This is a genomic window from Streptosporangiales bacterium (assembly GCA_009379955.1).
Taxonomy (GTDB): domain Bacteria; phylum Actinomycetota; class Actinomycetes; order Streptosporangiales; family WHST01; genus WHST01.
The window spans coordinates 35,057-59,449 of record WHST01000004.1 but is presented as its reverse complement, the minus strand read 5'-3'; the positions used below and the strand labels follow the sequence as shown (position 1 = coordinate 59,449).

The window sequence follows — 24,393 nt, the reverse complement described above, 5'->3', positions numbered from 1 at the left end:
GCGGAGTGCGGCCAGGGTTCACCGAGGCGACGAGGCAGTGCCGCGCCGACGACACGACCCACAACAGCGGGAGCGCTCCCACGACGAACCAGAACAGGTGGAAGACGGACACGAACGGCGACGAAGCCGGGTCGGCCCAGCCGAGTACGGAGCCGAGAGCCGCGCTCACGACGCAGGACACCAGGGCGTACACACCGATGGCCCGCGGCATCCAGGAATGCGCACCGAGGTAGCGCACGCCGATGCCGCAGGCGAGGAACGCGAGCAGCGCGACCACGTTCGTGCCGATGCCCAGCCAGTCGACGAGGTTGGCGACGACGTGGACCACCGGCCCCGGATCCGTGGTCCAGCCCATGCCCGCGGACTGCCAGGCGTAGGTGGAGACGATGCTCTGCCCGGCGCCGACGCCGAAGAGCACCAGCGCGGTCCTGCGGCCCTGGGCGACGCCGAGCAGTCGTTGGTAGTCCGGCCCGATCTCCCGGACCGTGCCGAACTCCGCCACGGCCATGCGTTCGGCCGGAGCACGTGCGATGCCCGACTCCTCGAGGGCCTCGGCGGCGTCGACGAGGCTGTCGCGTGCCTCGGCCACCAGGTCGGCCCGCACCCGCCGGGGACCACGAAGCGACGTCGCCAGCTCCGCGACGTACACGTCTATCGCGCTCGACGCGTGCTCCGCCCTCACCCGGCCCAGTATGCCGCCGGTTTCGACCCGCCTCGTCAGGGACAACCCCGGCCCATCCCGGACCGGCTCCGGAGGGTGCCCGGCGGCGACACCGGAGACATCGGGACACTCCGGACTCCACTCGAGCGGTCACGACCAGTAATATCCTCGCGATGTCCCATGATCCCGGCACGTTCGACGTCGACGAGGCGATCCGTGACGCTCACGCACGGGTACGGCGTCACGACCAGCTACGCAGCCAGCGACGGGTCGTCGCGGAGCAGCTGACCGCGGTCGAGGAGCGGGTGCAGACGTACGAGGCCGGCTTCGCCGCCGAGCGTAAGGACGTCGAACGCCTCGAGCGTGGCGGCTTCGCCCGCCTCATCTCCGACCTGGTCGGTGGTCGCGAGACCAAGTTGCAGAAGGAACGCGTGGAGGCCGAGGCGGCCTGGCAGAAGCTGCTGGGTGAGCAACAGCGCCGCGACCAGATCGCCGCCGACCTCGCCGGCATGGACAGCGAGCTCGCCGCGCTCGGCGACGCGCGCGACCGGTACGACTACGCCGTCAACCGCAAGGCGGCGCAGCTCACCGCCGCCGGTGACCCGCGCGGGACCCGGCTGGCCGAGATCCAGAGCCTGTACCGCGGCGCCGACGTCGACCTGCGCGAGTACACCGAGGCGCACGAGGCGGGCACGATCACCGAGCACCTGCTCGGGAAGATGGAGGGCCACCTCGGACGCGCCATCCGCAGGTCGGGGGCCGACGTCGCCGGCGACGCCACCAACCTGTCGCCGTGGGCCGACTACTACAAGCACAAGCACCTGGGCGCCGCCGACGAGGTGGCCTGGGCGGCGCAGCGCGCGCTCGACGTGTTCGGCCGCGAGCTGGCCGACGTCGGCGTCACGGCCGACGTCACGCTGCCCAAGGTCGACACGCGCTGGTTCGCCGACATGTTCATCGACAACATCGTCATCGACTGGGCGCGGCACCGCAGGATCCAGCACACGCTCGAGGAGGTCGACGACGTCGCCGCCTGGGTACGCGCCACGCTGGCCTGGCTGAAGGCACGCGTCGACGAGCTCGCCGCGTACTGCGAGTCCCTCTCCACCCAGCGCTCCGAGCTCCTCACGAGCGAGTAGGTCGGACGCCGACGGCTCAGCGAGGCGTCGCGCCGTCCCGCAGGAGTGCCCGCGCGATGTCCCCCGCACACCTCGCCGTGAGCCGGCCGGCCTGGTCGAGCCGGTCGCCGAGGCGCGGGCTCGGGGCCGAGATCGTGAGCGCGGCGAGCACCCGCCCCCTGCTGTCCTTCACCGGCGCGGAGCAGCTCACCACCCCGATCTCGAACTCCTCGCGGGCGAGCGCGTACCCGCGCTGCTTGATCACGGCCAGCTCGGTCACCAGCTCGTCGACGGTACGGACGCGCGGGCGTTCGACGGACGACAGGACGGCACCGTCGCCGAACCACTTCCGCAGCACGGCTGGCTCCCAGTCGCTCAGGAGCACGCGCCCCGCGACGGCCGACAGCAGCGGGACGGAGAGGCCGTCCCACACGCTCGAGGCGCGGTACGCGTGCGGCGCGGGCTCGCTCCACAGGGTGAGGACCTGGTTCCCGCGGTACACGCACAGGTGCGCGGTCTCCTGCACCGCCGCCACGAGCCGCCGGACGAACGGCGCGGCGACGTGCACCAGGCGCGCCTCGAAGGTCCTGGCCGCGTACGAGTACAGGCGCCAGCCGAGCCGGTAGTCGAGGGTGTGCGGGTCGCGCTCGACCATCCCGGCCTCGGCGAGTGCCCGCAAGGCCCGCGACACCTGGCTGTTCTCCCTGCCCAGCCGCTCGGCGATCCGGACGACGCCCAGCCCGCCGCGCCTGCGGCACTCGTCGCTGGCGAGCACGTCGAGGATCTCGAGGTCGCGGCGCAGGCTCGCGGAGCTTGGCGGACCACCGGAGGCAGACATCCAGGGCGTGTCTCCTTACGGCGTTCGGAGCGAGCGGCGTCCAGGGCGGTCAGTGGCGGTGGCGGAGGACGAGCTCGTACTGGACAGTCATGAGGAGACACGCCCTAGAAGTCACAGTGCAGAGTGCGGGCGCGCGCCGTCAAGCAACAGGTCCGCCGGCGTCCTCATCAGCGGCGCAGGGCGTCGAGGAGATCGCCGCCGAGCCGCTGGATCGACTCGGCGTCGAGGGTGTAGAACACCAGCCGTCCCTCCCGCCTCGTCCGGACGAGCCCGGCTTCGCGCAGCCGCCTGAGGTGCCGGGAGACCTGCGGTTCCGACATCCCCATCCGGCGGGCGAGGTCGCTCGTGGTGTGCGGTTCGCGCAGGATCCACCGGCACATCCGGATGCGGATCGGGTCGCTGAGCGTCAGCATCCGCTTCCTGACCACGTCGTACGAGACGTCGTCCGTCCCGCCGACGGCGTACTGGATGACGATCGGCAGCCCGGCGTTGTGCTTGATGGTCACGTGGGGGCGCACGTGGACCGACGGCACGAGCAGGCAGACCTGGTCGGCGACCTTGGCGGTGCCGTCGTACAGCTTGTCGAAGACGATCCGGCGCGGACGCGCGTGCTCGTGTGCCGTGGTCGTCAGGTCCGCGATGACGCCCAGGCCGCGCCGCTCGAGGTCGTGGCAGCGCCGTCGTGCGTCCTGGCGCAGCGCCGACTCCAGCGAGCGCCACTCGCGCTCGAACCCGGTCGACGCGAACGCGCGCAGGAACGCGACGAGGTCGTGGCGCAGGGACACCGGGTCGTCGACCAGCCGCTTGGCGAGCGCGAGCCGTTCGGGCGAGAGGTGAGCCGCACGGTCGAGGAACTGCCGCACCACCGTCGCGTCGCGGCTCAGCCGGTCGTACCTGAGAGTCCGGTCGCGGTCCACGATGGCCTCGGCGCACATGGCGACGAGGTGCGCGACGCCCAGCGCCTCGACGTCGGCGAGCTCCTTGTCGAGCGTGCGATCGGTGCGGTCGTCCAGCGGGAGCAGGAAGCGCGCCCGCAATGATCCCCACAGCGGCGCCCACGCGGCCGCGCGTTCGAGGAGATCACGGTCGACGGCGCCGGCGACCGCGTCCGCCCATTGACGGCTGCGCGGATGGTGGTCGATCTCGTTCAGCGCGTGCAACGCCGCAGACAGCTCGGCGATCGGCGACAGCCGGACGACGCAGCGATCGTCTGCCGCCCCCTCGAGCACCACGATGATCGGCACACCCGGGAGCATAGGCTGGACACCGATGAACGCCCCCGTCACCCGCCCCGCTCCCGATCCCTTGCTGCGGACCGTCGCCGACTACGTCGCCGACACGACCATCGGCGGCGGGCTCGCGCTGCGGACCGCGCGCGCCAGCCTGGTCGACGCACTCGGTTGCGGGTTCCTCGCCCTGCGCTATCCCGAGTGCGCGAAGCTGATCGGTCCCGTCGTCCCCGGCACGGTGGTGCCCGGCGGCGTCCCGGTGCCCGGCACCTCGTACGTGCTCGACCCCGTCAAGGCGGCGTTCGACATCGGCACGATGGTCCGCTGGCTCGACTACAACGACACCTGGCTGGCCGCCGAGTGGGGCCACCCGTCGGACAACGTGGGCGCGATCCTGGCCGCCGCCGCGTACGCCTCGCACACCCGCCTGGCGAGCGGCCGGCAGCCGCTGACCATGCGCGACGTGCTCGCCGCGACCGTGAAAGCGCACGAGATCCAGGGCGTGCTGGCCCTCGACACCTCGCTCAACCGGCGCGGCATCGACCACGTGCTCTACGTACGGCTCGCGTCGGCCGCCGTGGCCACCTCGCTGCTCGGCGGCGACCGCGACCAGATCGCCGACGCGGTCTCGCACGCACTCTGCGACGGTGGCACGCTGCGCGCCTACCGGCACGCGCCAAACGCCGGTCCGCGCAAGTCGTGGGCGGCGGGCGACGCCACCAGCCGCGGCGTGCGGCTGGCGATGCTCGTCCTCGCCGGCGAGATAGGCTACCCGGCAGCGCTCACGACACCCACCTGGGGCTTCCACGACGTCGTCCTCGGCGGTGCGGAGCTCACCCTCGCGCGGCCGCTCGGCACGTACGTCATGGAGAACGTCCTGTTCAAGATCTCCTACCCCGCGGAGTTCCACGCGCAGACCGCGCTCGAGGCGGCCGTCACCCTGCACCCCGAGGTCGCTCCGCGGCTGGCCGAGATCGAGCGGGTGGAGATCCGCACCCACGAGTCGGCGATCCGCATCATCGACAAGACCGGGCCGCTGCACAATCCCGCCGACCGCGACCACTGCCTGCAGTACATCGTGGCGACCGCGCTGCTGCACGGCACGGTGACCGCCGACCACTACGAGGACGCAGCCGCCGCCGACCCGCGCATCGACGCGCTCCGTGACCGGATGACCGTCACCGAGAACCCCGCCTACACGCGCGACTACCTCGACCCCGACAAGCGGTCGATCGCGAACGCCGTCCGCGTCGTCTTCGCCGACGGCTCGGCCACCAGGACCGTCGCCGTCGAGTACCCCCTCGGCCACCGGGTGCGCCGCGCCGAGGGCATCCCACTGCTGGAACGGAAGTTCCGCGACAACGTCGCCACCCGGTTCCCGCGGCGGCGCGCGACCGGGATCGTCGACCAGTGCCTCGACCAGGACGCGTTCGAGGCGCTGACGGTCCCGCAGTTCATGGCGCTGGTGGCCGGCTGACCTAGCCGCGCGCGGCGACGGCCTCGTGCAGGCGGATGAGGGCACGGGCACGCTCGGCGAGGGGCTCGTCGATCATGCCGCCCTCGAACTCGATCGCTCCCACCCCGCGCGCATGAGCGTCCTGGTACGCGCTGACGAGGCGCCGCGCCCGGGCGACTGCCTCCGGGTCGGGGCTGAACTCCTCGTTGAGGATCGGCACCTGGACCGGATGGATCGCGCTCGCGCCGACACAGCCCGCCCGACGGGAGTGACGCGCGATCGCGCGGAACCCGTCGAGGTCCTTGAAGTCCGCGAGCGTGCCGACGAGTCCGAGCGGCCAGACACCGGCGGCGCGGGCGGCGGCGATGAGCGACATCTTGTGGCTGGACAGCAGGTCGGGATGCGGCTCGATGCCGAGTGACGTGGCGAGGTCCTCGCTGCCGAGCGTCAGGGCCCACACCCGTGGCCCCGCGCCCGCGATCTCCCGCACCTTGAAGAGCGCGTCGGCCGTCTCGACCATCGCGATGAAGCCGACCGAGCCCGGGGCCATGCCCGCCTGCGCCTCGACCTCGGTCACGATCTCGTCGAGCATGCGGACGTGGTCGGCCGAGGCGATCTTGGGCAGGGCGAGGGCGCGGACGCCGGGACGGACGGCGACCTCGACGTCGCGTACGGCGATCCGCCACGGGCGGTTGATCCGCACCACGACGTCGATGCCGTGCGCGGCCACACGGTCGACCGCGTCGGGGAGCTTCGTGCGCGCCTCGTCCTTCTCGGCCGGGGCGATGCTGTCCTCGAGGTCGAGCTGGATCGCATCCGCGCCACGCGTGTGCGCCTTGTCGACGAAGCGTCGCTGGTTGACGGGGACGTACAGCAGGGACCGCCACACCGGCGGGGTTGGAGTCGCACCTGGGCTCACGCGTCGATCACACCTTCCGTCACCATCCGCTTCCACTCGTCCTCGTCGACGAGCGGCCTGAGGATGTCCTCGTTGTGCTGCCCGAGTCGCGGTGCCGGCAGCCTGACCTCACCGGGGGTGAGGCCGAGCCGCGGGACGACCGCGTGCATGGGCACCGGATCGGGTCCGTACGCGTCGGGCCCGTCGACGAGCACACCGCGGGTGCGGAAGAACTCGCTGTCGACGAGCTGGTCGATGGTGCTCACCGGCGCGACGGTGACCCCGGCCTCGTGCATGTGCGCGACGTTGTCCTCCAGCGTGTGCTGCGCGAAGTAGCCGCCGACGATGGCGTCGAGCTCCTCGATGTGCGCCAACCGCGCGGTGTTGTCGGCGAACCTCGGGTCGTCGACGAGATCGGGACGACCGATGGCGCGGAACAGCCGCTCGGTCATCACCTGCGTCGAGCCGGACAGCGCGACGTACCCGCCGTCGCTGCTGGGGTACACGTTGCGCGGCGCCGACGTCCGCGACCTGCTGCCCGTGCGCTTCGGTACGTCGCCGGTGAGCGCGTGCACGGCGGCCATCGGGCCGAGTACCGAGAACAGCGGCTCGAACAGCGACAGGTCGATGACCTGTCCTGCGCCGCTCGCCTCCGCGTGCCGCAACGCCATCGTCACGGCGAACGCGCCGTACGTCCCGGCGACCATGTCGGCCAGCGCCCCCGGCGGGAGCACCGGTTCGCGGTCCTCGAACCCGTTCATCGCCGCGAGACCGCTCATCGCCTCGACGAGGGTGCCGAACCCGGGACGTTCGAACATCGACCCCGACTGCCCCCACCCGGAGACCCGGACGACGACCAGGCGCGGGTTGCGCGCCAACAGCTCGGCCGGCGCCAGGTCGAGCCGCTCGAGCGTGCCCGGCTTGAAGCTCTCGACGAAGACCTGCGCGTCGTCGACGAGGCGCAGCAGCAGCTCACGCAGCCGCGGGTGCTTGAGGTCGAGCGTGATGCTGCGCTTGTTGCGCCCGTAGACCTTCCAGTGCACCTCCTGGCCGGCCACCCGCCAGGCCCGCAGCGAGTCACCCTTCCCGGGTTGCTCCACCTTGACGACGTCGGCGCCGAAGTCGCCGAGCAGCATGCTGAGCTGGTTCCCCGCGACAAGCCGGCTCAGGTCGAGAACCCGTACACCGTCCAGCGGCAATGTGGTCGCCGTCATTCACCGTCCTCGTCCTGGGTCCTCGCCGCACCGGATCCGGTGAACGTGCCGGCGAAGACGTAGACACCGGTCGAGGGGACGTCGAGCAACAGCTCGTCGCCGTCCACCGCGTCGTCGGTCTCCACCACCACGCGCCGGTCGCCGAACGTGACCTCGTACTCGTACCGGCTGCCGGCGAACGACCTCTTGACCAGCCGTACCGGCAGGACGTTGGCGCCGTCGGGGACGGTCTCGCCGGCCGGACGCACGCGCAGCCGCTCGGCACGCATCCCGAGGGTGACGGCGGCATCGGCGTCGAAACTCTGGTCCGAGGATACGCGAAGCGTCGCATCACCCGACCCCATGCGGACGTCGACGTGCCCGTCGGCGGATCGGACCACGGTGGCGGGGAAGAAGTTGCAGCGCCCGACGAAATCGGCGACCTCGGGGCTGCTCGGCCACTCGTAGATGTCCTCGGGCGTGCCGACCTGCAGCATCTCGCCCTCGCTCATCACGGCGATCCGGTCGCTCAGCGTCAGTGCCTCCACCTGGTCGTGGGTGACGTAGACGGTGGTGATGCCCACCTTCTGCTGGAGGTCCTTGAGCCAGGTGCGCGCCCGCTCCCTGAGCTTGGCGTCGAGGTTCGACAGCGGCTCGTCGAGCAGCAGGACGGTCGGCGAGTACACGATCGCGCGGGCGAGCGCGACACGCTGCTGCTGGCCACCGGACATCTGGTGCGGGTAGCGGTCGGCGTACCCGTCGAGGCCCACCTGGACGAGGGCGTCCTTGATCAGCCGGTCGCGCTCGGCCTTCGGGATCTTCCGCAGCTTGAGCGGCATCTCGAGGTTGGCCGCGACGGTCATGTGCGGCCAGAGCGCGTACGACTGGAACACCATGCCGAGGTTGCGCTCCTCCGGCGGCAGGTTGGTGTTCTTCTCGGTGTCGACGAACACGGTGTCGCCGGCGGCGATCGACCCGGCGTCCGGGCGCTCGAGGCCGGCGATGCTCATCAGCGTCGTCGACTTGCCGCACCCGCTGGGTCCGAGCAACGTGAAGAACTCGCCGTCCTTCACCGTGAACGTGATGTCGTCGAGTGCCTTGGTCGCGGCGAACCGCTTGGCGAGGTTCTTGACGGTGAGCTCAGGCATGGGACCGCACCTTCAGGACTTTGCCGGCGACGAAGACGACGATCGCGATGATCGCGATCTGGATGCAGGACAGTGCGGCGACCGCACCGGTGTTGCCGTTCTGCCACAGGGTCAGGGCCGTGGTGCCGATGATCTCGCTGTCCGCGCTGCCCAGGAACACCGCGGGCGAGAACTCCTTGAACATCTGTACGAAGAGCAGGACGAAGCTCGACAGCAGGGCGGGCGTGACCAGCCGGAGCAGGATGCGGCTGAAGGTGCGCCACCAGTCGGCCCCGACCGAGCGGGCGGCCTGGTCGAGCTCCTCGCTGATCTGCATGACCATCGGCGCGATGGCCCCGAACGCCTGGGGGAACGCGCGGACGCTGAACGCGATGATCAGGGCGAGGACCGTGCCCTGCACCCAGCTGATCGGCGCGATGAACAGGAACGCCCAGAAGAACCCGAGACCGAGGATCGTGCCGGGGAGTGCCTGCGGCGCGAGCGCCGTCACCTCGACGGGGCGGGCGAACCGAAAGTTCGAGCGCCGCGCGACGAGCACCGCGACCGCCATCAGCAGCGTGGTCAGGATCGCCCCGACGAGGGCGATGAAGAGGCTGTTGCCGATCGCGCCGACGTACTGCCGGTAGCCGAAGATCACCTGGAAGTTGCCGAGCGACAACACCTCGAACGGCGACACCAGCGGCGAGAGTACCTGGGTGAACGCGCGGGCGACGAGCCCGAACAGCGGGAGCAGCGGGCCGAGCACCAGGTAGAGCACGACGAGCGCGAACGCCACCCAGCGCCCCCGGCCGACCTCGAACCGGTGCTCGCGCGAGGCCTTGCCCCGCACGGAGACGAACCGCCGGCTGTTGCGCAGTACGAGCGCCTGGATGGTCACCAGCACACCGAGGATGAGCAGCACGAAGATCGACGACGCCCCGAGGATGCCATAGTCGGGGTTCGCCTGGGTGAGGCCGCGGGTGAAGATGAAGCTCGCGAACGTGTCGATGCCGACCGGGCTGCCGTAGAGCAGCGGGATGCTCAGCTCCTCCAGCGCCGCGGTGAAGATGAGCAGCGACGCGTACATGATCGGCGGCCGCAGCATCGGCAGGATCACCGACCAGATGACGCGCCACGGGCGGGCGCCGCACGTGCGCGCGGCGTTCTCCAGCGAGGTGTCGGCGATACGCAGGGCGTTGGAGCAGTACAGGTAGCCGAGCGGGATGTACGCGACCGCCGAGGTGACGGCCATACCGGGAATCGTGTAGAGGTTCCACGGCACCTCGCCGGTGACGAGGCTGACGGCCTTGCTGACGTAGCCCGCGGGACCGTAGATGATGATGAAGCCGAACGCCAGCACGAGTGGCGAGATGTAGATCGGCCACAGCAGCATGTTGCTCATCACGCCCCCGCCGGGGATGCGGATCCTGATGAGCACGACGGCGAGCGCGACGGACAGCACCATCGCGATGACCGTGGTGAGGGCCGCGAGCTGGAGGCTGTTCACGATCACCTGCCCGAAGTCGGCCTCGGTGAACATGCGCCCGTAGTTGCCCGCGGTGAACGCCTTGTCGTCGGCGAAGATCGCCTCGCTGAGGAAAGACTGGATGAGCGTCGGCACGAGCGGCGCGAGCACCAGGAGCAGGACGACGACCAGCGTCGCATACTGGATCCAGGTCTCGCGCGTGCGACCGAGCAGGCGCCGGTAGCGCGGCGGGGCGACCGAGTCGCCGGGTGAGGACATCACCTGCTGGCTAGCCAAGTCTCTTCACCCATTCCTCGCTGAAGGCCTCCTGCTCCTTCTCCGTGCCCTGGTCGTAGCCGATGAGCACGATGTTGTCCGCGCCGACCTCCTCGGTGATGCTCGTGTACGTGTGCGGTGTCTCCTTCGTGGTCACGTCCTCCCGGTACGGGGTGAAGCCGCCGCGTCCGACGTTGACCTGCCCCTCGTGGGAGAGGATGTAGTCGAGCATCAGCCGGCCGGTGTTCGGGTGCGGGCACCGTGCCGGCACGCCCATGCCGCGCAGGAACAGCGGCGAGGCGTCCCTGATGTAGCTCCACCCCACGGCCTTGCCGACCTGCACCTGCTGCGGGAACACGATGGTGCTCGACATGAAGTAGCCGAGCAGGTACTCGCCAGAGGCGATCTTGTCGAGCATCGGGCCCGACGACTCCTCGGCGCGGGTGAACGGCAGCAGGGCGTCGTACGTCTCCCACGGGTCCTTGCCGCCCCGCTGCAGCCAGAGGTTGTAGGCCCGGTGGATCGCGAGGCCGAAGCTGGCGTTGGTCGTGTACGTGGTGATCATGTGCCGGAACCTGTCGGGCTCCCGCTCGGTCAGCTCGACGATCTCGGCCAGGCTGCTCGGCCGCTCGCTCGCCTCCATCAGGATCTTGTTGTACGCCAGCACGATCACGTCGGCCGAGAAGGTGTACACGCCCCTCAGCGGCCGGCCGAAGTCGGGGAGCCGGGACAGCTCGGGCGACCGGTAGTCGGCCACCCGCTTGTCGCGCGACATGTCGCTCCAGTTCTGCGGAGCGCCGCTCACCATCAGGCTCGTCCTGGTGTTCCCGCGCGAGGACTCGGCGTAGTAGCGCTGGAAGACCTCGCCGCTGCCGAGGTTGGTCGAGCTGATCTTCTCGATCCACGGGTAGTGGCGCTGGAAGCCCTCGATGACCGGCTGCCAGTTGTAGGAGTCCATGTTCGAGTAGATCGTCAGCTCGCGTTCCTTCTTGGACGCCTCGACGATCCGGTCGTAGTCGGCGGGGTAGTAGCCCGGACGCGGCTCCTTGCGCGCAGGCGGTCCGACCGCCCCCTCGGGCGGCGCGCAGGCCCCCGCCGTCGCGATGCCCCCGAGCGCGAACGCCGCGGCGACTCCGCCGCGGAGCACGGAACGCCTGCTCGGCGCCGGGATTGCCTGTGCTTGCCCGCGCCCGCTTCGTCGCTCACCTCCGGCAGGTGTCGCGACTACGTCCGCCGAGGTCAAGCCATCACCGCGACCCCTACCTGCGATTCGCTCCTCAGCTCCTGCGCTCTGCCGGTCTCGCACGCCGTCACCTCCCACAGGTCGCGCGCGGGTCGAGGAGGACCATCCGGAAGAAGTCCCGCACCACCGGCAGGACCTGCTGCCCCTCGTGGGCCACGCCGGGCACGAGGTCGAAGCGCACCCCGATGCCGTTCTCGAGGTAGTTCTCGCGGAGCGTCCGCAACCGCTCGACCCTCGTCGCGCCCGCCTTCTCGGCGCCGTCCATCCAGTTCGAGTGCCCGGGGTTGTTGATCTCCCAGCCCTCGACGTCGCGGTCGCCGACGACCATCTGCACCGCGACCGTGCGCATCGTCTCGATGTCGGGCTCCCGGCCGAACCGCTCCCCGAATCCCTGCGTGCCCAGCCACCACGGCTGGCCGTCGTCGAGCCGGGTGATCCGTCCCGGTGCGCCGATCGACGCGCAGGCGAGCCGGTCCGGGTGCAGGTAGAGGAAGCGGTGGGTGAACTGCCCGCCGCCGGAGAACCCGTGCAGCAGGAAGCGGTCGGCGTCGACGTCGTACCGCTCGGCGACCTCGTCGACCATGTCGAGCAGGACCTGGTCGTACCTGATGCCGCGGTACTCGATGAACTTGTAGTTGTGCAGCTCGCGGGGCTCGTCGATGCCGGCGGGGAACAGCGGCGCCAGGATCACGCAGCCGTGCCGCTCGCCGAACTCGGCGAACGCGTCGCGGTACCTGACGTTGCCGCGCTCGGTGCCGTGGACCAGCACCACGAGACGCGGACGGCGTCCCTGCGGCCGCTGCTCGGGTACGTACAGGCAGTACGAGAACCGCTGGTCGCCTCGCGCGGCGTAGGCGGTCGTGCGGCCGGTCTCGTACGCGCGCACGGGGTCGTGCCGATCGCCGGGGATCGGCTCCTCAGGCGTCATCCGGTAGCTGCCCCTTCTCCGACCCCCGTGCCTCGTCGCACGGTTACCGACCCTGGACACAGCGCGACCTCGCCACAAGACCATTGCCGCTGGCGCGGTAACCGAAGCCGGAATTCGATGACTTTGGTTACGGAATCATGACCCACTCCGGCCACCCCGCGACTATCCTCGAACCACTGCCCCGCCAGGCCGTCCCCCGTGACCTGGCGGGGCAGCTCGATGTCTCAGCGGGCGTGGCCGCTGACGACCCAGGCGGCCGCCTCGAGCGCGGCCTCCCGGGTCGTGACCGACAGCCGGTCGAGCTCGATGACGCCGCCACGGACGAGGCCGGCGTCGAAGCCGAACCCGAGCACCGTCTGCACGCGCTGACCGAGCTCCCGCCGGACGTCGGCGTGGAGGCGCCGGTCGAACCGCGACTTGCGGACGTCGGTGATGGCAACGGCGGCCTCCTTCGCCAGCTGCTCGTAGCCGTTGCGTTCGAGCCAGCCCAGCGTCGAGAAGCATGCGGCGACCGCGTCGTCGGAGGGCGTCGTCACCACGACCACGGCGTCGACCGACTTCAGCATGGTCGCGGTGACGGGGTGGGTGAGCGCGGTGCCGCAGTCGAGCAGGATGACGGGGCACGTGCGTTCGAGCGTGCGTACCGCCCACCACAGCTCCTTGGGTGTGGGGGCGTCGACGAGGATCGGCGACCGTGCCGAGTCGAGGACGAGCAACCCACTGGGCGTCGCGTGGGCGAGCAGGCGCGGATCAGACTGCGGGCTCTGGTACACGCGCCACAGGAAGTCGCGGATCGACGGCGGCTGCACCGAGTCGAGCCGGCGGACCAGCGTGCCGCGGTCCGGGTCGGCGTCGAGCGCGGCCACCCCGCCGCGACGCACGCTGCTCAGCGCCAGTCCGGCGAGGGCCGTGACCGTCGTCTTGCCGACGCCGCCCTTGAAGCTGAGGAACGCCACGCGGCGGGCGCCGCGCAGCCGGGCGGAGGCGCGTTCGATGACGGCGGCCTGGGCCATCGCGCGCCCCGCGCTGTTGACGTTCCCGAGTCCGCGCAGGCCGGTGCGGCCGCCTCGGCGCACGGACTGCGGCATCGCGCCGGCGACCGAGGCCGGTCCGCCGGCACCGCCCGTGGCCGACGTGGTGGCCCAGCTGCTCGGCTGCGGGACCTGGGTGTGGGAGCTGCCCTGCTGCTCGGGGAACTTCTGCGAGTTGACGCCCGGGCCGACCTGTCCCGGCGCGCGCGGGGGCTGACCTCCGCCCGGGCTCTGGTTGTGCGGATGGACCTGCCGGCCCGGTGGCGGCCGGCCACCGGGCGGCGGCTGCCGCTGACCGGGTGGTGGCCGCTGGGCGGAAGCCTGCGGCGATGGGGGTCCCGTGGGCACCCCCATCGCCGCCGGATCGAGGCCCATCCGCCGCAGCTCCTCGGCGACGTCGGGAGACACCTGGGCAGCACCGGGCGCGGCACCGGACTCGTCCGGTCCGCTCTGCTCCACGATGCTTCCCCCCGTCCCTATCTCTTCTAGGTGCCGACGAGATCCTTGATCCAGGCGAACAGGCCGAAGATCTGCATGAGAACCGGCACCAACAGTATGACGATGGCTATCTCAGCGTAGTTACCGAGCAGCCGCAGGCGGGCGGACAACACGTCGTTGACCGAAACCACGCTGAGCAGGGACAGCCCGATGAGCGCGGCGGTGAGCAGGACCACGAGGAGCACCTCGCCCGGCTCGCGGTCGAGCACCAGGCGCGCGAACATCGCGGCGACGACGGCGGAGCCCGCGAGGCGTACCGGGACGGCGTGCGCCCGCCGGGTGTACGCCCGCGACCGCAGCAGCAGCGCCACGCCCGCGAGCCCGGCCAGCACCCGCGGCCAGGTGTCGCCGTTGAGGGCGACGTAGCCGGCGACGCCGGTCGCGACGAGCCCGACGCCCGTCAGCGTCCAGCCGAGGATCCCCGACGCGCGCCACACCGCGCGCTCGATCGCCGAGCTGGCGAGCCGTTGCCCGGCCCTGATCCGGTAGTCCATCGCGGCGAGCCCGCCGGCGCCGAGCGCCGTCAGCGGCAGGATGCCGAGGACGAGCACGCACAGCACGACGAGCGCGCAGAGCACGGCGACGAGCGGGACGCCGAGCAGCACGGCGACGGCGGAGACGGCGAGCAGCGCGCTGACCGACCAGGCGAACGCCGCGGGACCGGCGAGGCGCTCGGCCGAGACCCGGAGGACACCGCCGCCGATCGCGAACCCGACGGCACCCAGGGCGACACCGAACATGTCTCCGCCGAGATAGCCACCGAGCAGGACACCGGTGGCGGTCCACCACACCAGCGCGGTGACGGCGAGCACGCCGGCACCGAAGACGTGCTCGCGTCGCGCCCACATCGCGGCGGCGAGGGCGAGGGCGACGGACACGACGAGGTCGAAGAACAACGAGAGCACGCCCGCGCCGCCACGGCTGAAGGTGGTGTACAGCATCAGCAGCAGCCCGGCCGATGCAACGAGCGTGGTGAACGACGCCGACGTGTTCTTGGTCCAGCGATCGGTCTTGTCGTCCACCCGGTCGGCGACCGTGTCGACGAAGTCGTCGACGTACGCGACGATGCCGTCGCTCTCGGCCGGCCGCAGCTGCAGCACCTGGCCGTCGCTGATGCCGGACGCCTCGAGGGTGGTGTCGAACCCGATCGTCGGTCCGCCTACGGGACCCAGCACCCAGTCGGCGCCCTGTCCCTGTTTTCGCGCGTCGCACAGGCGAAGGAGCTCGGGGAACCATTCGCCCACGGGCACTCCGCTCGGGAGTGCCAGGTCGACACGGCGTTCGGCCGTGACGACGCTGACCGTGCTGAAGCCGAGAGCCATCCGCCGGACCGTCCCCTCCTCTGCCGCGCCGCCCCGCGGGACGTCCCGCCCGTGGATACTCTAGAGCGTCGCTTTCGGAACGGACCCTACTGGTAAGGACGACGCATGGGTGTCAGCGTCATCCATCGGCCGGCGCGCATGCCGCTCCCCCACGTCGAGGCCGACCAGATCGAGCTGATCTCACCGCCGAAGGTCGAGAACCCGACACCGCCGGGGCAGCAGCTCGCCATGATCGGCATGCCCGTCATGGGCGGGACGGGCTCCCTGCTGGTGGTCTTCACCAACCTGCACCGGCCGCTGTTCGTCGCGATCGGACTGCTCGTCTTCATGGCGGCCATCACCATGGGCGGCCTCATGTTCTGGGCACAGCGCTCGGGCCCGAAGAAGAAGCTGCGCATGGAGCGCGAGCAGTACCTCGACTACATCGACGGCGTACGCCAGCGGCTCAGGTCGTCGGTGTCGGCACAGCGCGAGCGCGGTGACTGGACCCAGCCGCAGCCCGAGCGCCTCGTCGACCTCGTCGGCGACGAGTCACGGCGCTGGGAACGCCGGCTCGACGACGAGGACTTCCTCTCCACCCGCGCCGGGTCCGGCAACGTGCCGCTCGCGCTGCGGGTGAAGTTCGCCGACGACGACAACCCGATGCAGGTCCTCGAGCCCGTGTCGCTGGCCGCGGCACGGCAGTTGGTCGAACGCCGCACGTCGCTCGAGCATCAGGCGATCACGCTCGACGTCGCCGACCTCGGTGTCATCAGCGTGATCGGCGAGTGGAACCGCGGACGCGCGCTGCTGCGCACGCTGCTCTGCCAGGCCGCGGCGTTCCACGCGCCCGACAACCTCCGCATCGCCATCGTCCGCTCGCAGCGCACCGAGGCCACGTGGAACTTCGCCAAGTGGCTGCCGCACGTGCAGAGCCCGCAGATCGACGACGGCCTGCTGCCCGGCCGGCTCGTCGCGGCCACCGTGCAGGACATGAACGTCATGCTCGAGGCGGACATCGAACGACGCGTGGAAGAGCACCGGCTCAGCCGCGGCAAGCGCAGCGTGCGCACGCACCTCCTGCTCGTCGTCGACGGCGAGCACGTGCCGAGTCACAACGGCCTCCAGACACCCGACGCCACCGTCCCGCTGCACGAGCTCGGCATCCACGTCGTCCAGCTCGTCAACGACCAGCGCGCCGAGCCGGGCCACGTCGATCTGCGGGCCGTGGTCCCCTCGCACGGCCCAGGCTTCCTCCAGCGTCGCGACGGCTCCACCACCGTCTTCGCGCCGGACGAGCCGAGCATCGGCCTGGCCACCGCACTCGCCAGGCGGCTGTCCCCGCTCCGGCTCGCCGCCGACGACGCGCCCGAGTCGGTCCTCGGCAGCGAGGTCAAGCTGCCCGACGTGCTCGGCGTCACCGACGTCGGCACGATCGACCCGTTCTCCGTCTGGACCCACCTGCAGCCCCGCGACCTGCTGCGGGTGTCCATCGGACTCACCGGCACGGGACGCCCCCTCGTCCTCGACCTCAAGGAGTCGGCCGCCGGCGGCATGGGGCCGCACGGACTCGTCGTCGGCGCTACCGGCTCGGGCAAGAGCGAGTTCCTCCGCACCCTGGTGAGCTCGCTCGCCATCAAGCATCACCCCGAGCTGCTCTCGATGGTGCTCGTCGACTACAAGGGCGGCGCGACCTTCGCGGGCACGTCGAACCTGCCGCACCTCGCGGGCATGATCACCAACCTGCAGGACGACCTCGCGCTCGTCGACCGTATGCGTGACGCGCTCTACGGCGAGATGATGCGCCGGCAGGAGCTGCTCAAGCAGGCCGGCAACCTGCCCAACGTCGCGACGTACCACCGCGCCCGCGAGCAGCACCCGGACATGCCGCCGCTGCCCTACCTGCTCGTCATCATCGACGAGTTCAGCGAGCTGCTGACCGCCAAGCCCGACTTCGCCGAGCTGTTCGTCGCGATCGGCCGCATCGGCCGCAGCATCGGCATGAACCTCCTGCTGGCCACCCAGCGTCTCGAGACCGGCAAGATCCGCGGCCTGGAGAGCCACCTCTCGTACCGCATCGGGCTCCGCACCTTCTCCGAGTCCGAGAGCCGCGAGGCCATCGGCACCCCCGACGCGTACCACCTGCCGCCGGAGCCCGGCTCCGGCTACCTGCAGGTCGACACCACCGTCTACGAGCGGTTCAAGGCCGCGTACGTCTCCGGCACGTACGAGCCGGTCACCGACCTCACCGCCGCCACGGCGATCTCGCCGCCGCTGGTCCCGTACACCTCGGTCAACGGCATCGGCCTCCTCGCCCAGCGCCGACTCGAGGCGCTCGGCAAGCAGGCCGCGCCGCAGGAGAAGGACGAGACCGGCAACGTCAGCGACCCCACGGTTCTCGACGTCATCGTCGACCGGCTGGCGAGCAGCCGGCTGTCGGTGCACAAGGTCTGGCTCGACCCGATGCCGGCCAAGCTCACCCTCGACCCCCTCCTCGGGCCGCTGCTGAAGCAGGGCGCACCCCGCCCGTTCGTGGCCGGGGCCGTCCTCGGCCTCATCGACGAACCGCGCGCGCAGCGACAGCGGCCGTTCGTCATCGACTTCGCGGGCGGCCAGGGGCACATGCTCATCGTCGGTGCGCCCCAGTCCGGCAAGTCGATGCTGGTGCGCACGATGATCCTGAGCGCGTCCTTCCTGCACCCACCCGACGGGATCGCGTTCTACGTCGCCGACTTCGGCGGCGGCGGATACAGCGCGCTCGAGGACCTCCCCCACGTGGGCACCGTCGCGGCTCGCATCGACATCCCCCGTGTGCGCCGGATGATCAACGAGATGATCGGTCTCATCGACCGCCGCGAGGAGGCGTTCCGCAAGGCCGGCCTCGACTCCGCCGTCAGCTGGCGCCGCTGGCGCGCCCAGGGCAACCGGTTCGACGACGACCTCCTCGGCGACGTCGTGTTCGTCATCGACGGCTGGGGCGCGTTCAAGGAGGAGCTCGAGGAGATCGACCAGGACATCGCCGAGATCGCCGGCCGCGGACTCGCGTACGGCGTGCACCTCGTGATCACGGCCATCACCCTGCACAACGTCCGGCCGAACGTCCAGAACGCGATCTCCGGACGCGTCGAGATGCGGATGAACGAGGCCTACGACGCGACCATCGACCGCGAGCTGACCAAGAACGTCACCGTGGAGACCCCCGGCAAGGGCGTCATGCAGGACAAGCTGCTGTTCCAAGGTGCGCTGCCGCGGGTTGACGGCGTCGCCGACGAGGCCGACCTGGCCGACGGCCAGCGCGCGGCGGTGCAGCTCGTCACCCGCCGCTACCCCGAGACCGGCGCACCCCCCATCCGCGTCCTGCCCCACGAGGTGCCGCTGAAGGACCTACCACCGGGCGACGCCTACCCGCCCGCGGTCGCGGTCGGCATCGAGGACAAGGCGCTCGGCCCCGCATTCGTCGACCTGCAGGGCGCCGACCCGCACCTGCTCGTCTTCGGCGACACCGAGATGGGTAAGACCAACGCACTCGAGGTGCTGATCCGGCAGCTGCTCGTCGGCAAGCAGAAGACCGACATCGGCTTCGTGATGGTCGACTACCGCCGCTCGCTGCTCGACGTGGTGCCGAAGGAGTTCCAGGTCGCCTACTGCACGTCGGGACCGGCGACCGAGAAGGTCTGCCGCGAGCTCGCCGGCAGCCTGGCCAAGCGCCTGCCGCCCGCCGACCTCACCTCGCAGCAGCTCCGCGAGCGCAGCTGGTGGAAGGGCCTCGACGTGTTCATGGTCGTCGACGACTACGACCTCGTCGCCACGTCGGGCAACAACCCGCTCCTGCACATCTCCGAGTACATGGCCCAGGGCCGTGACATCGGATTCCACCTGCTGGTCTCCCGCCGGATGGGCGGCGCGGGCCGGGCGATCTACGACCCGTTCCTGCAGCGGATGACCGACCTGAGCACACCCGGCCTGATGTTCAGCGGCGACCGGATGGAGGGGCCGCTCGTCTGCGGCGTCCGGCCGCAGAAGCTGCCCGTCGGGCGGGCGGTCTGGGCGCGCCGCACGCATCCGCCGGTCCAGGTGCAGGTGGCCAAGGCCGGGGAGCGGCTGCCGGCGGAGTAGGAGGCGGTCAGCCGTTCGGTTCGGCCGGCCTCGTTGCCTTGCCGTCGGTCTTCGTCGCGCGGGTACCGGTCGCCGTCGGCTGGATGGACCTGCCGTTCTTCTTCCCACCGGTGGACGTGGCGCCGGGTGACGCGGTGACCGTGCGCACCTGTTGCTTCTGCTCCTGCTTCTGCTTCTCCTCGCGGTCGAGGCGCTGCTGCTTGTGGAAGGCGCCCTGCACCCCGAGTCCCGCGCAGATCACCAGTGCGACCAGCACGCCGACGACGAAGGCCGGCCAGGCGCGGTTCTTGTCCCGCCACGACCTGTCGGTGCCGTGACACAGGGCGGCCCGCAGCTGCCGGCGGCGCAGGGCCTCGCCCTCGACCGCGGCCGCGTCCGCGCTCTGCTGGGTGGGCCTGGTGCCGCGGGACGGGCGGCCTCCCACATACGCCGACGACCCCACCGGCTGTTGCCCGGTGGGGTCGTGCGGTTGGTTCTCGTTCGGCGTCATCGGCCCGAGGGTAGTACTAGGCGCCCCAGAGGCCGTTGACCTGGCTGAACATCGTGTTGACGTTGGTGCCGGTGGTGCCGAGGGCGTTCTTGCAGTCGCCGACGGACTTGTTCACCGCTTCGAACGCCGAGTTCTGCTGCTTGGTGGTGTGCAGAGCCGCGGGCACACCCTGGTCGCCCTGCCAGAGGCCGAACATCTGACCGTCGTTGCCCTGCTGGTTGGAGCAGGTCTCGCTCAGCTTGTTCAGCGCGCGGAACATCTCCTCCTCGGCGGTCGAGATGGTGGCCGAGTTGAACTTGATCATGTCCATGATGGCGTCGTGTCCCCGTTCGTCAGGTGCCGATGTTGATCTGGGTGTTGATGCTGCTGGCGCCCGACTCCACGCTCGACATCTCGGACTGGCTCGTGTCGTCCGCCGTGTTGGTGTGCTTCTGCGTCATCCCGAGGCCCTCGGAGATCCTGCCGTGGTTGACCCCGAGCTGCCCGCCGTGCTCGACGAGTGCGGACATCGCCCGCGAGAACGCCGCGTGCGAGTTGCCCGACCAGTTCCCACCGGTGGCCTCGTAGGTCGCGACGATTCCCTTGACCTGCTGCTGGACGTCCGCTGCGGTGACGAACGTCTTCTGGCCACCGATACCGACGCCGCTTGCCTCAACCGACATCATGCCCATCGTGCTCTGCCTCCTCATGGCTTCCAGGGTTCCCGCCCTGTGGAGGCCCCTTCCGGGTTCCCCCTGCAATCGCCGACTCAGACTGCGGACCGAGCGGTCTGGTTCCCGGATCTCCCCGGCAAATTTCGACCGGCTCGGCGCCTCCACCCGACCTGGCGTCAACGACACCAGGAAAGCCCGGGCCTGACCACGAAGAACGACAGGAACTTTCGCCGGAAGTTCCGACCGGCCTCGTGACCGGTGGCGAATCATCGCCACACCAGCAGGCTAGCGAAGCGCCGACAACGTTGAAAAGGCCCAGGTCGTCCCTCGTACACGGCCCGAACAGGGCCCTGTCAGGCCTCGCACATAGCGTTCAGCGCATGGCCGGACCGACGACACCAGCGCGTGCGCTGATCGCCGCGGTCAGGCGGGGCCTGGCCGACCGGGCGGACCCGGCCAGGGCGCCGCAGATGCAGGCGTACATGAAGTCGACCATGCCGTACCGCGGCGTACCGTCACCGGGTGTGCGCGCTCTGTGCCGGGAGGTGTTCCCGGCACACCCGCTGCCCGACCGGCCGGCCTGGGAGAGCGCCGTCCGCGGACTGTGGGACGACGCGGCGTACCGGGAGGAGCGTTACGCGGGCATCGCGCTGACCGGCGACCGTGCGTACGCGGGGTACCAGGATCCGGACGCGATGGCGCTGTACGAGCACCTCGTGGTCAGCGGCGCCTGGTGGGACTTCGTCGACGAGGTCGCGATCCGCCGGGTCGGTCCGATCCTGCTCGCGCACCCCGCGGAGGTCACGCCAGTGCTGCGCGCGTGGGCGCGCGACGACGACCTCTGGCGGCGGCGCACCGCGATCATCGCGCAGATCAAGGCGAAGCACGCCACCGACCTCGCGCTGCTCGACCACTGCGTGCGGGCCAACCTCGACCACCGGGACTTCTTCGTGCGCAAGGGCATCGGATGGGCGCTGCGGGAGTACGCGAAGACCGATCCCGCGTGGGCGCGCGCGTACGTCGAGCGGCACCGTGACGCCATGGCGCCGCTGTCGGTCCGGGAGGCGACCAAGCACCTCGGCGGCGTCAGCCCTTGACCGTGACGCGCTGGTCGTTGCGGAGCTGGGAGAAGAGCTTGCGCGCCTTCGGTCGGTCCCAGCGCACCACGCTGCCCTGCCCGGCCACGGACTCCGTGCCGGCGACGGGCACGGTCAGGGTCTTGACGCCACCACTGGAGGCCTTGCGCATCGCCCTGGCGAGCGAGAAGAGGTCGATGAGGCCGTCGCTCTTGTCGACGGTGAGGCCCTCGGCGCTCGCGAACGCGATCCTGCCGGCCCGGACCGGGTTGAGCAGCGTGGCCGGTGACGCCGCCTCCGAGAAGAGGGCACCGAGGAACTCGCGTTGCCGCTCGACCCGGCCGAAGTCACCGCGGGGGTCGTCGTAGCGCGACCGGACGTAGGCGAGTCCGGTCTTGCCGTCCATGGTCTGGCAGCCCTTCTTGAACGTGATGTGCTGCTTCGGGTCCTTCATCGTCCGCTTGACGCAGATGTCGACCCCGCCGGCAGCGTCGACGGCGCCCGCGAAGCCAGCGAAGCCGACCTCCATGTAGTGGTCGATCCTGATCTCGGTGACCTGCTCGATCGTGCGCACGGCGAGTTTCGGCCCGCCGATGGCGTAGGCGGCGTTGAGCTTCATCCGGCCACGGCCCGGGATCGGGACGTACGAGTCGCGCGGGAAGCTCACCAGCGTCGGCTTGCCGCCGCCCCGGGGGATGTGGAGCAGCATCATCGTGTCGGCGCGGCGACCGGCGGTGTGGCCGGTGTGCAGCTCGCGCTGTTCCTTCTTGCTGAGGCCCTCGCGGCTGTCCGAACCGACGAGCAGCCAGTCCTGGCCGGGCGTCTTCGCCGGCCGCCCGGCGTAGTCCTGGAGCACGTCGATGCGGTTCAGCTTGCCGTACGTCACGCCGAGGACGATCGCGTACGGGAGGGCGACGATCACCACGACCAGGAGCAGCACGCCGATGACGATGCGAGCGGTGCGCCCGCGGCGGGGCCTGCGGTCGCGCGGGCGCTTCGGAGGGCGGCCGCCGCCTTGGCGCTCGCCACGACGGTCTCCCGGGCGCCGCAGCCGGGAGGAATGGTAGGTACGCGAGTAGTAGGCGCCGTCGTCCGGGTCGGCGTGCGGCTGGGAGGCTCGGCGCTGCTGGCCGGGCATCATCCTCGTCGGCTCCGGGTCGCGTCGCCGCGGGTCCCCGGGACCGTCGCCGTACCGCCCTCGAGATGCCATGCTCACCACGTTCTCACGTCGCGGCCGGCCGTTAGGTTGTCGGTCGATGAGAAACGTCCAACCCGACCTCGCCGTCGTGCTCAGCGCGTGGCAGTTCGGTGACCCTGTGCACGTCGCGGCGCCGGAGCGGGGGACGAACAACTGGGTACGGGTGGTCGACCTGCGCGACCGCAGGGTCGTCGTCCGGCTGTACCAGAACCTCGACGAGGACCGGGTGGCCGGGGAGCACGCGATGCTCGCGTTCCTGGCGGACCGGCAGCTGCCGTTCGCGGTGCCGACGCCGGTGCCGACCGACGACGGGCGTACCTGGGTCACCACGCCGTACGGGCCTGCGGCGGTGTTCGCCTGGATCGAGGGCGTCCGGCCGGAGCCGGTGCCGGACGCGCTCACGCGCATCGGCACGGCGCTCGGGCACCTCGACGTGGCGCTTGCCGCAACGCCGGACACGCTGGTGCCTTACGACTGGCGGCGCGACCTCGCGGCGACCCACCCGGGCGCCGGTGACCTCGCGACGATGTGCCGCGAGCTGGCAGGCGAGGGATACGACGAGCTGCTCGCCGAGCTGCCGGCGATCGACGCCGCCTGTGCCGCATTGCGCGACGAGGTGCCGGTGCAGGTGATCCACCAGGACATGGGCCTGTCCAACGTGATCATGCGCGGGGGCGAGGTCGCGGCCCTGCTCGACTTCGAGCTCGTCGGCATCGACCTGCGGGTCAAGGACGCCACCGGCGCGCTGACCCAGACGGGCTGCCTCGACACCGACGACGTCGAACGCGCCACCACGTTCCTGCGTGGGTACGACGAGGTCGTGGGACTCACGGAGACCGAGATCACCGCGATCCCGTCACTGCTGCGGTTCCGGGCGGCGAGCGCGTTGGTCTGGCGGTACGGCCGCTACCGGCGCGGCCAGTCGACCCGCAACGACGTGATCGAGCGACTGGTGGCGTTCGGCCAGACCGAAGCATGGCTGCGACGGCACGGCGCCGCACTGGTCGCCTCCTGCCTCAGGCCGGGGAGGCGGTGAACACGCTCGACCAGCTCGCGACACGATTCGGGGACGACCCGGAACTCGGGGTCCGGCGAGTCGTCTCCATGGCCCGAGTGTGGCGCCCATTGAGTGACTGACCCCGACGGGGCGCCGCAGGGTCAGTTCTCGAAGACGGAGGCGTCTACCAGGCGCTTGGCGGTGTCGTCCCAGCCGTGGGTGGGGTGGTCCTTCGCCAGCTGCTCGAACTCGCCGCGGAGCTTGCCGCCGTGGCCGGCCTCGACGAGCTGACGGATCTCGTCGACGAAGGCGTCGGAGCTCGTCTTGAGGCGCCGCGTCTTGCCCGTGGTGAGGTTGCGGACGTAGGCGTGCTTGCCGCTGTTGAGCGGGACCAGGTACCTGTGGTCGCCCAGGAAGGTCAGACTGCCGCCACCGCCGGCCGCGCCACCGGCGCGTACAGCCTGCCGGGCGGTCTTCGACCTCGGTTCACCAGCCATGACTTCACTCCTGCACGTAAGGGGAGACGACGGCCGCCATTCGCACAGGCAGGCCCACGAAAGAGTACCTCCCCGGCGGCGCGCCCGGCGGGCCGGGCCGGGGT

The 24,393-nt window shown here is 70.8% G+C and carries 20 protein-coding genes and 1 pseudogene; 5 read left to right on the top strand and 16 right to left on the bottom strand.

All coding sequences use genetic code 11. The features are described from left to right. Positions 1–379: 379 nt before the first annotated feature. Positions 380–655, bottom strand: a pseudogene (locus GEV10_02170) (hypothetical protein). Positions 656–834: 179 nt separating this feature from the next. Here GEV10_02170 and GEV10_02165 point away from each other — a divergent pair. Beyond that, a complete protein-coding gene (locus GEV10_02165) occupies positions 835–1,800 on the top strand; it encodes a hypothetical protein (GenBank protein ID MQA77282.1) in 966 nt (321 codons plus the stop codon). A 16-nt stretch (positions 1,801–1,816) separates the two neighbouring features. Here GEV10_02165 and GEV10_02160 read toward each other — a convergent pair whose 3' ends face one another. Continuing rightward, positions 1,817–2,617 carry a helix-turn-helix domain-containing protein gene (locus tag GEV10_02160; GenBank protein MQA77281.1) on the bottom strand — a complete coding sequence of 267 codons (801 nt, stop codon included), beginning with the start codon at positions 2,615–2,617 and terminating at the stop codon, positions 1,817–1,819. A 167-nt stretch (positions 2,618–2,784) separates the two neighbouring features. Continuing rightward, a complete protein-coding gene (locus tag GEV10_02155) occupies positions 2,785–3,873 on the bottom strand; it encodes a metalloregulator ArsR/SmtB family transcription factor (protein MQA77280.1) in 1,089 nt (362 codons plus the stop codon). Between the two features lie 13 nt (positions 3,874–3,886). Here GEV10_02155 and GEV10_02150 point away from each other — a divergent pair, with 13 nt between their 5' ends. After that, positions 3,887–5,323, top strand: coding sequence for a bifunctional 2-methylcitrate dehydratase/aconitate hydratase (locus tag GEV10_02150; protein ID MQA77279.1), 1,437 nt, complete (start codon positions 3,887–3,889; stop codon positions 5,321–5,323). A gap of 1 nt (position 5,324) precedes the next feature. Here GEV10_02150 and GEV10_02145 read toward each other — a convergent pair whose 3' ends face one another. The 8 genes from GEV10_02145 to eccD all read right to left on the bottom strand — a co-directional run bounded on the left by GEV10_02145 (position 5,325) and on the right by eccD (position 15,283). Next, positions 5,325–6,221 (bottom strand): CoA ester lyase, encoded by an 897-nt coding sequence (locus GEV10_02145; GenBank protein MQA77278.1) that lies wholly within the window; start codon positions 6,219–6,221, stop codon positions 5,325–5,327. Then, complete coding sequence (locus GEV10_02140; GenBank protein MQA77277.1) at positions 6,218–7,414, bottom strand: CoA transferase; 1,197 nt, start codon at positions 7,412–7,414, stop codon at positions 6,218–6,220. Before GEV10_02140 ends, GEV10_02145 begins: the two co-directional genes overlap by 4 nt. Beyond that, on the bottom strand, positions 7,411–8,541 hold the full coding sequence (locus GEV10_02135; GenBank protein MQA77276.1) for an ATP-binding cassette domain-containing protein: 1,131 nt from the start codon (positions 8,539–8,541) through the stop codon (positions 7,411–7,413). Before GEV10_02135 ends, GEV10_02140 begins: the two co-directional genes overlap by 4 nt. Continuing rightward, positions 8,534–10,264: an ABC transporter permease subunit gene (locus tag GEV10_02130; protein ID MQA77275.1), complete on the bottom strand. Its 1,731-nt coding sequence runs from the start codon at positions 10,262–10,264 to the stop codon at positions 8,534–8,536. The genes GEV10_02135 and GEV10_02130 overlap by 8 nt, the downstream gene beginning before the upstream one ends. 10 nt (positions 10,265–10,274) lie before the next feature. Next, a complete protein-coding gene (locus tag GEV10_02125; protein ID MQA77274.1) occupies positions 10,275–11,408 on the bottom strand; it encodes a hypothetical protein in 1,134 nt (377 codons plus the stop codon). A gap of 163 nt (positions 11,409–11,571) precedes the next feature. Next, positions 11,572–12,432, bottom strand: a complete 861-nt coding sequence (locus tag GEV10_02120) for an alpha/beta hydrolase (GenBank protein ID MQA77273.1) — start codon at positions 12,430–12,432, stop codon at positions 11,572–11,574. 224 nt (positions 12,433–12,656) lie between these two features. Beyond that, on the bottom strand, positions 12,657–13,922 hold the full coding sequence (locus GEV10_02115; protein ID MQA77272.1) for a hypothetical protein: 1,266 nt from the start codon (positions 13,920–13,922) through the stop codon (positions 12,657–12,659). A gap of 26 nt (positions 13,923–13,948) precedes the next feature. Then, positions 13,949–15,283, bottom strand: coding sequence for a type VII secretion integral membrane protein EccD (eccD, locus tag GEV10_02110; GenBank protein MQA77271.1), 1,335 nt, complete (start codon positions 15,281–15,283; stop codon positions 13,949–13,951). Between the two features lie 105 nt (positions 15,284–15,388). On the opposite strand from eccD, the gene eccCa reads away from it, so the two are divergent. After that, the gene (gene eccCa / locus GEV10_02105; GenBank protein MQA77270.1) at positions 15,389–19,378 is read left to right on the top strand and encodes a type VII secretion protein EccCa; all 3,990 of its coding nucleotides are present in this window, start codon (positions 15,389–15,391) and stop codon (positions 19,376–19,378) included. A 7-nt stretch (positions 19,379–19,385) separates the two neighbouring features. Here eccCa and GEV10_02100 read toward each other — a convergent pair whose 3' ends face one another. Genes GEV10_02100 through GEV10_02090 form a run of 3 tightly spaced genes read right to left on the bottom strand, consistent with a single transcriptional unit; the run spans position 19,386 to position 20,557 of the window. Further along, positions 19,386–19,868 carry a hypothetical protein gene (locus GEV10_02100; GenBank protein ID MQA77269.1) on the bottom strand — a complete coding sequence of 161 codons (483 nt, stop codon included), beginning with the start codon at positions 19,866–19,868 and terminating at the stop codon, positions 19,386–19,388. Between the two features lie 16 nt (positions 19,869–19,884). Beyond that, positions 19,885–20,178, bottom strand: a complete 294-nt coding sequence (locus GEV10_02095) for a hypothetical protein (GenBank protein MQA77268.1) — start codon at positions 20,176–20,178, stop codon at positions 19,885–19,887. A 22-nt stretch (positions 20,179–20,200) separates the two neighbouring features. After that, complete coding sequence (locus GEV10_02090; protein ID MQA77267.1) at positions 20,201–20,557, bottom strand: hypothetical protein; 357 nt, start codon at positions 20,555–20,557, stop codon at positions 20,201–20,203. 344 nt (positions 20,558–20,901) lie between these two features. On the opposite strand from GEV10_02090, the gene GEV10_02085 reads away from it, so the two are divergent. Further along, positions 20,902–21,618, top strand: coding sequence for a DNA alkylation repair protein (locus GEV10_02085; protein ID MQA77266.1), 717 nt, complete (start codon positions 20,902–20,904; stop codon positions 21,616–21,618). Here GEV10_02085 and GEV10_02080 read toward each other — a convergent pair. Continuing rightward, entirely contained in the window at positions 21,608–22,549 is a 942-nt protein-coding gene (locus GEV10_02080) for a LytR family transcriptional regulator (GenBank protein ID MQA77265.1), read from the bottom strand. The genes GEV10_02085 and GEV10_02080 overlap by 11 nt on opposite strands. Before the next feature lie 256 nt (positions 22,550–22,805). On the opposite strand from GEV10_02080, the gene GEV10_02075 reads away from it, so the two are divergent. Then, complete coding sequence (locus GEV10_02075) at positions 22,806–23,831, top strand: phosphotransferase (protein MQA77264.1); 1,026 nt, start codon at positions 22,806–22,808, stop codon at positions 23,829–23,831. Between the two features lie 122 nt (positions 23,832–23,953). On the opposite strand, the gene GEV10_02070 is transcribed toward GEV10_02075, so the two are convergent. Further along, on the bottom strand, positions 23,954–24,289 hold the full coding sequence (locus GEV10_02070) for a hypothetical protein (protein MQA77263.1): 336 nt from the start codon (positions 24,287–24,289) through the stop codon (positions 23,954–23,956). Positions 24,290–24,393: the final 104 nt, after the last annotated feature.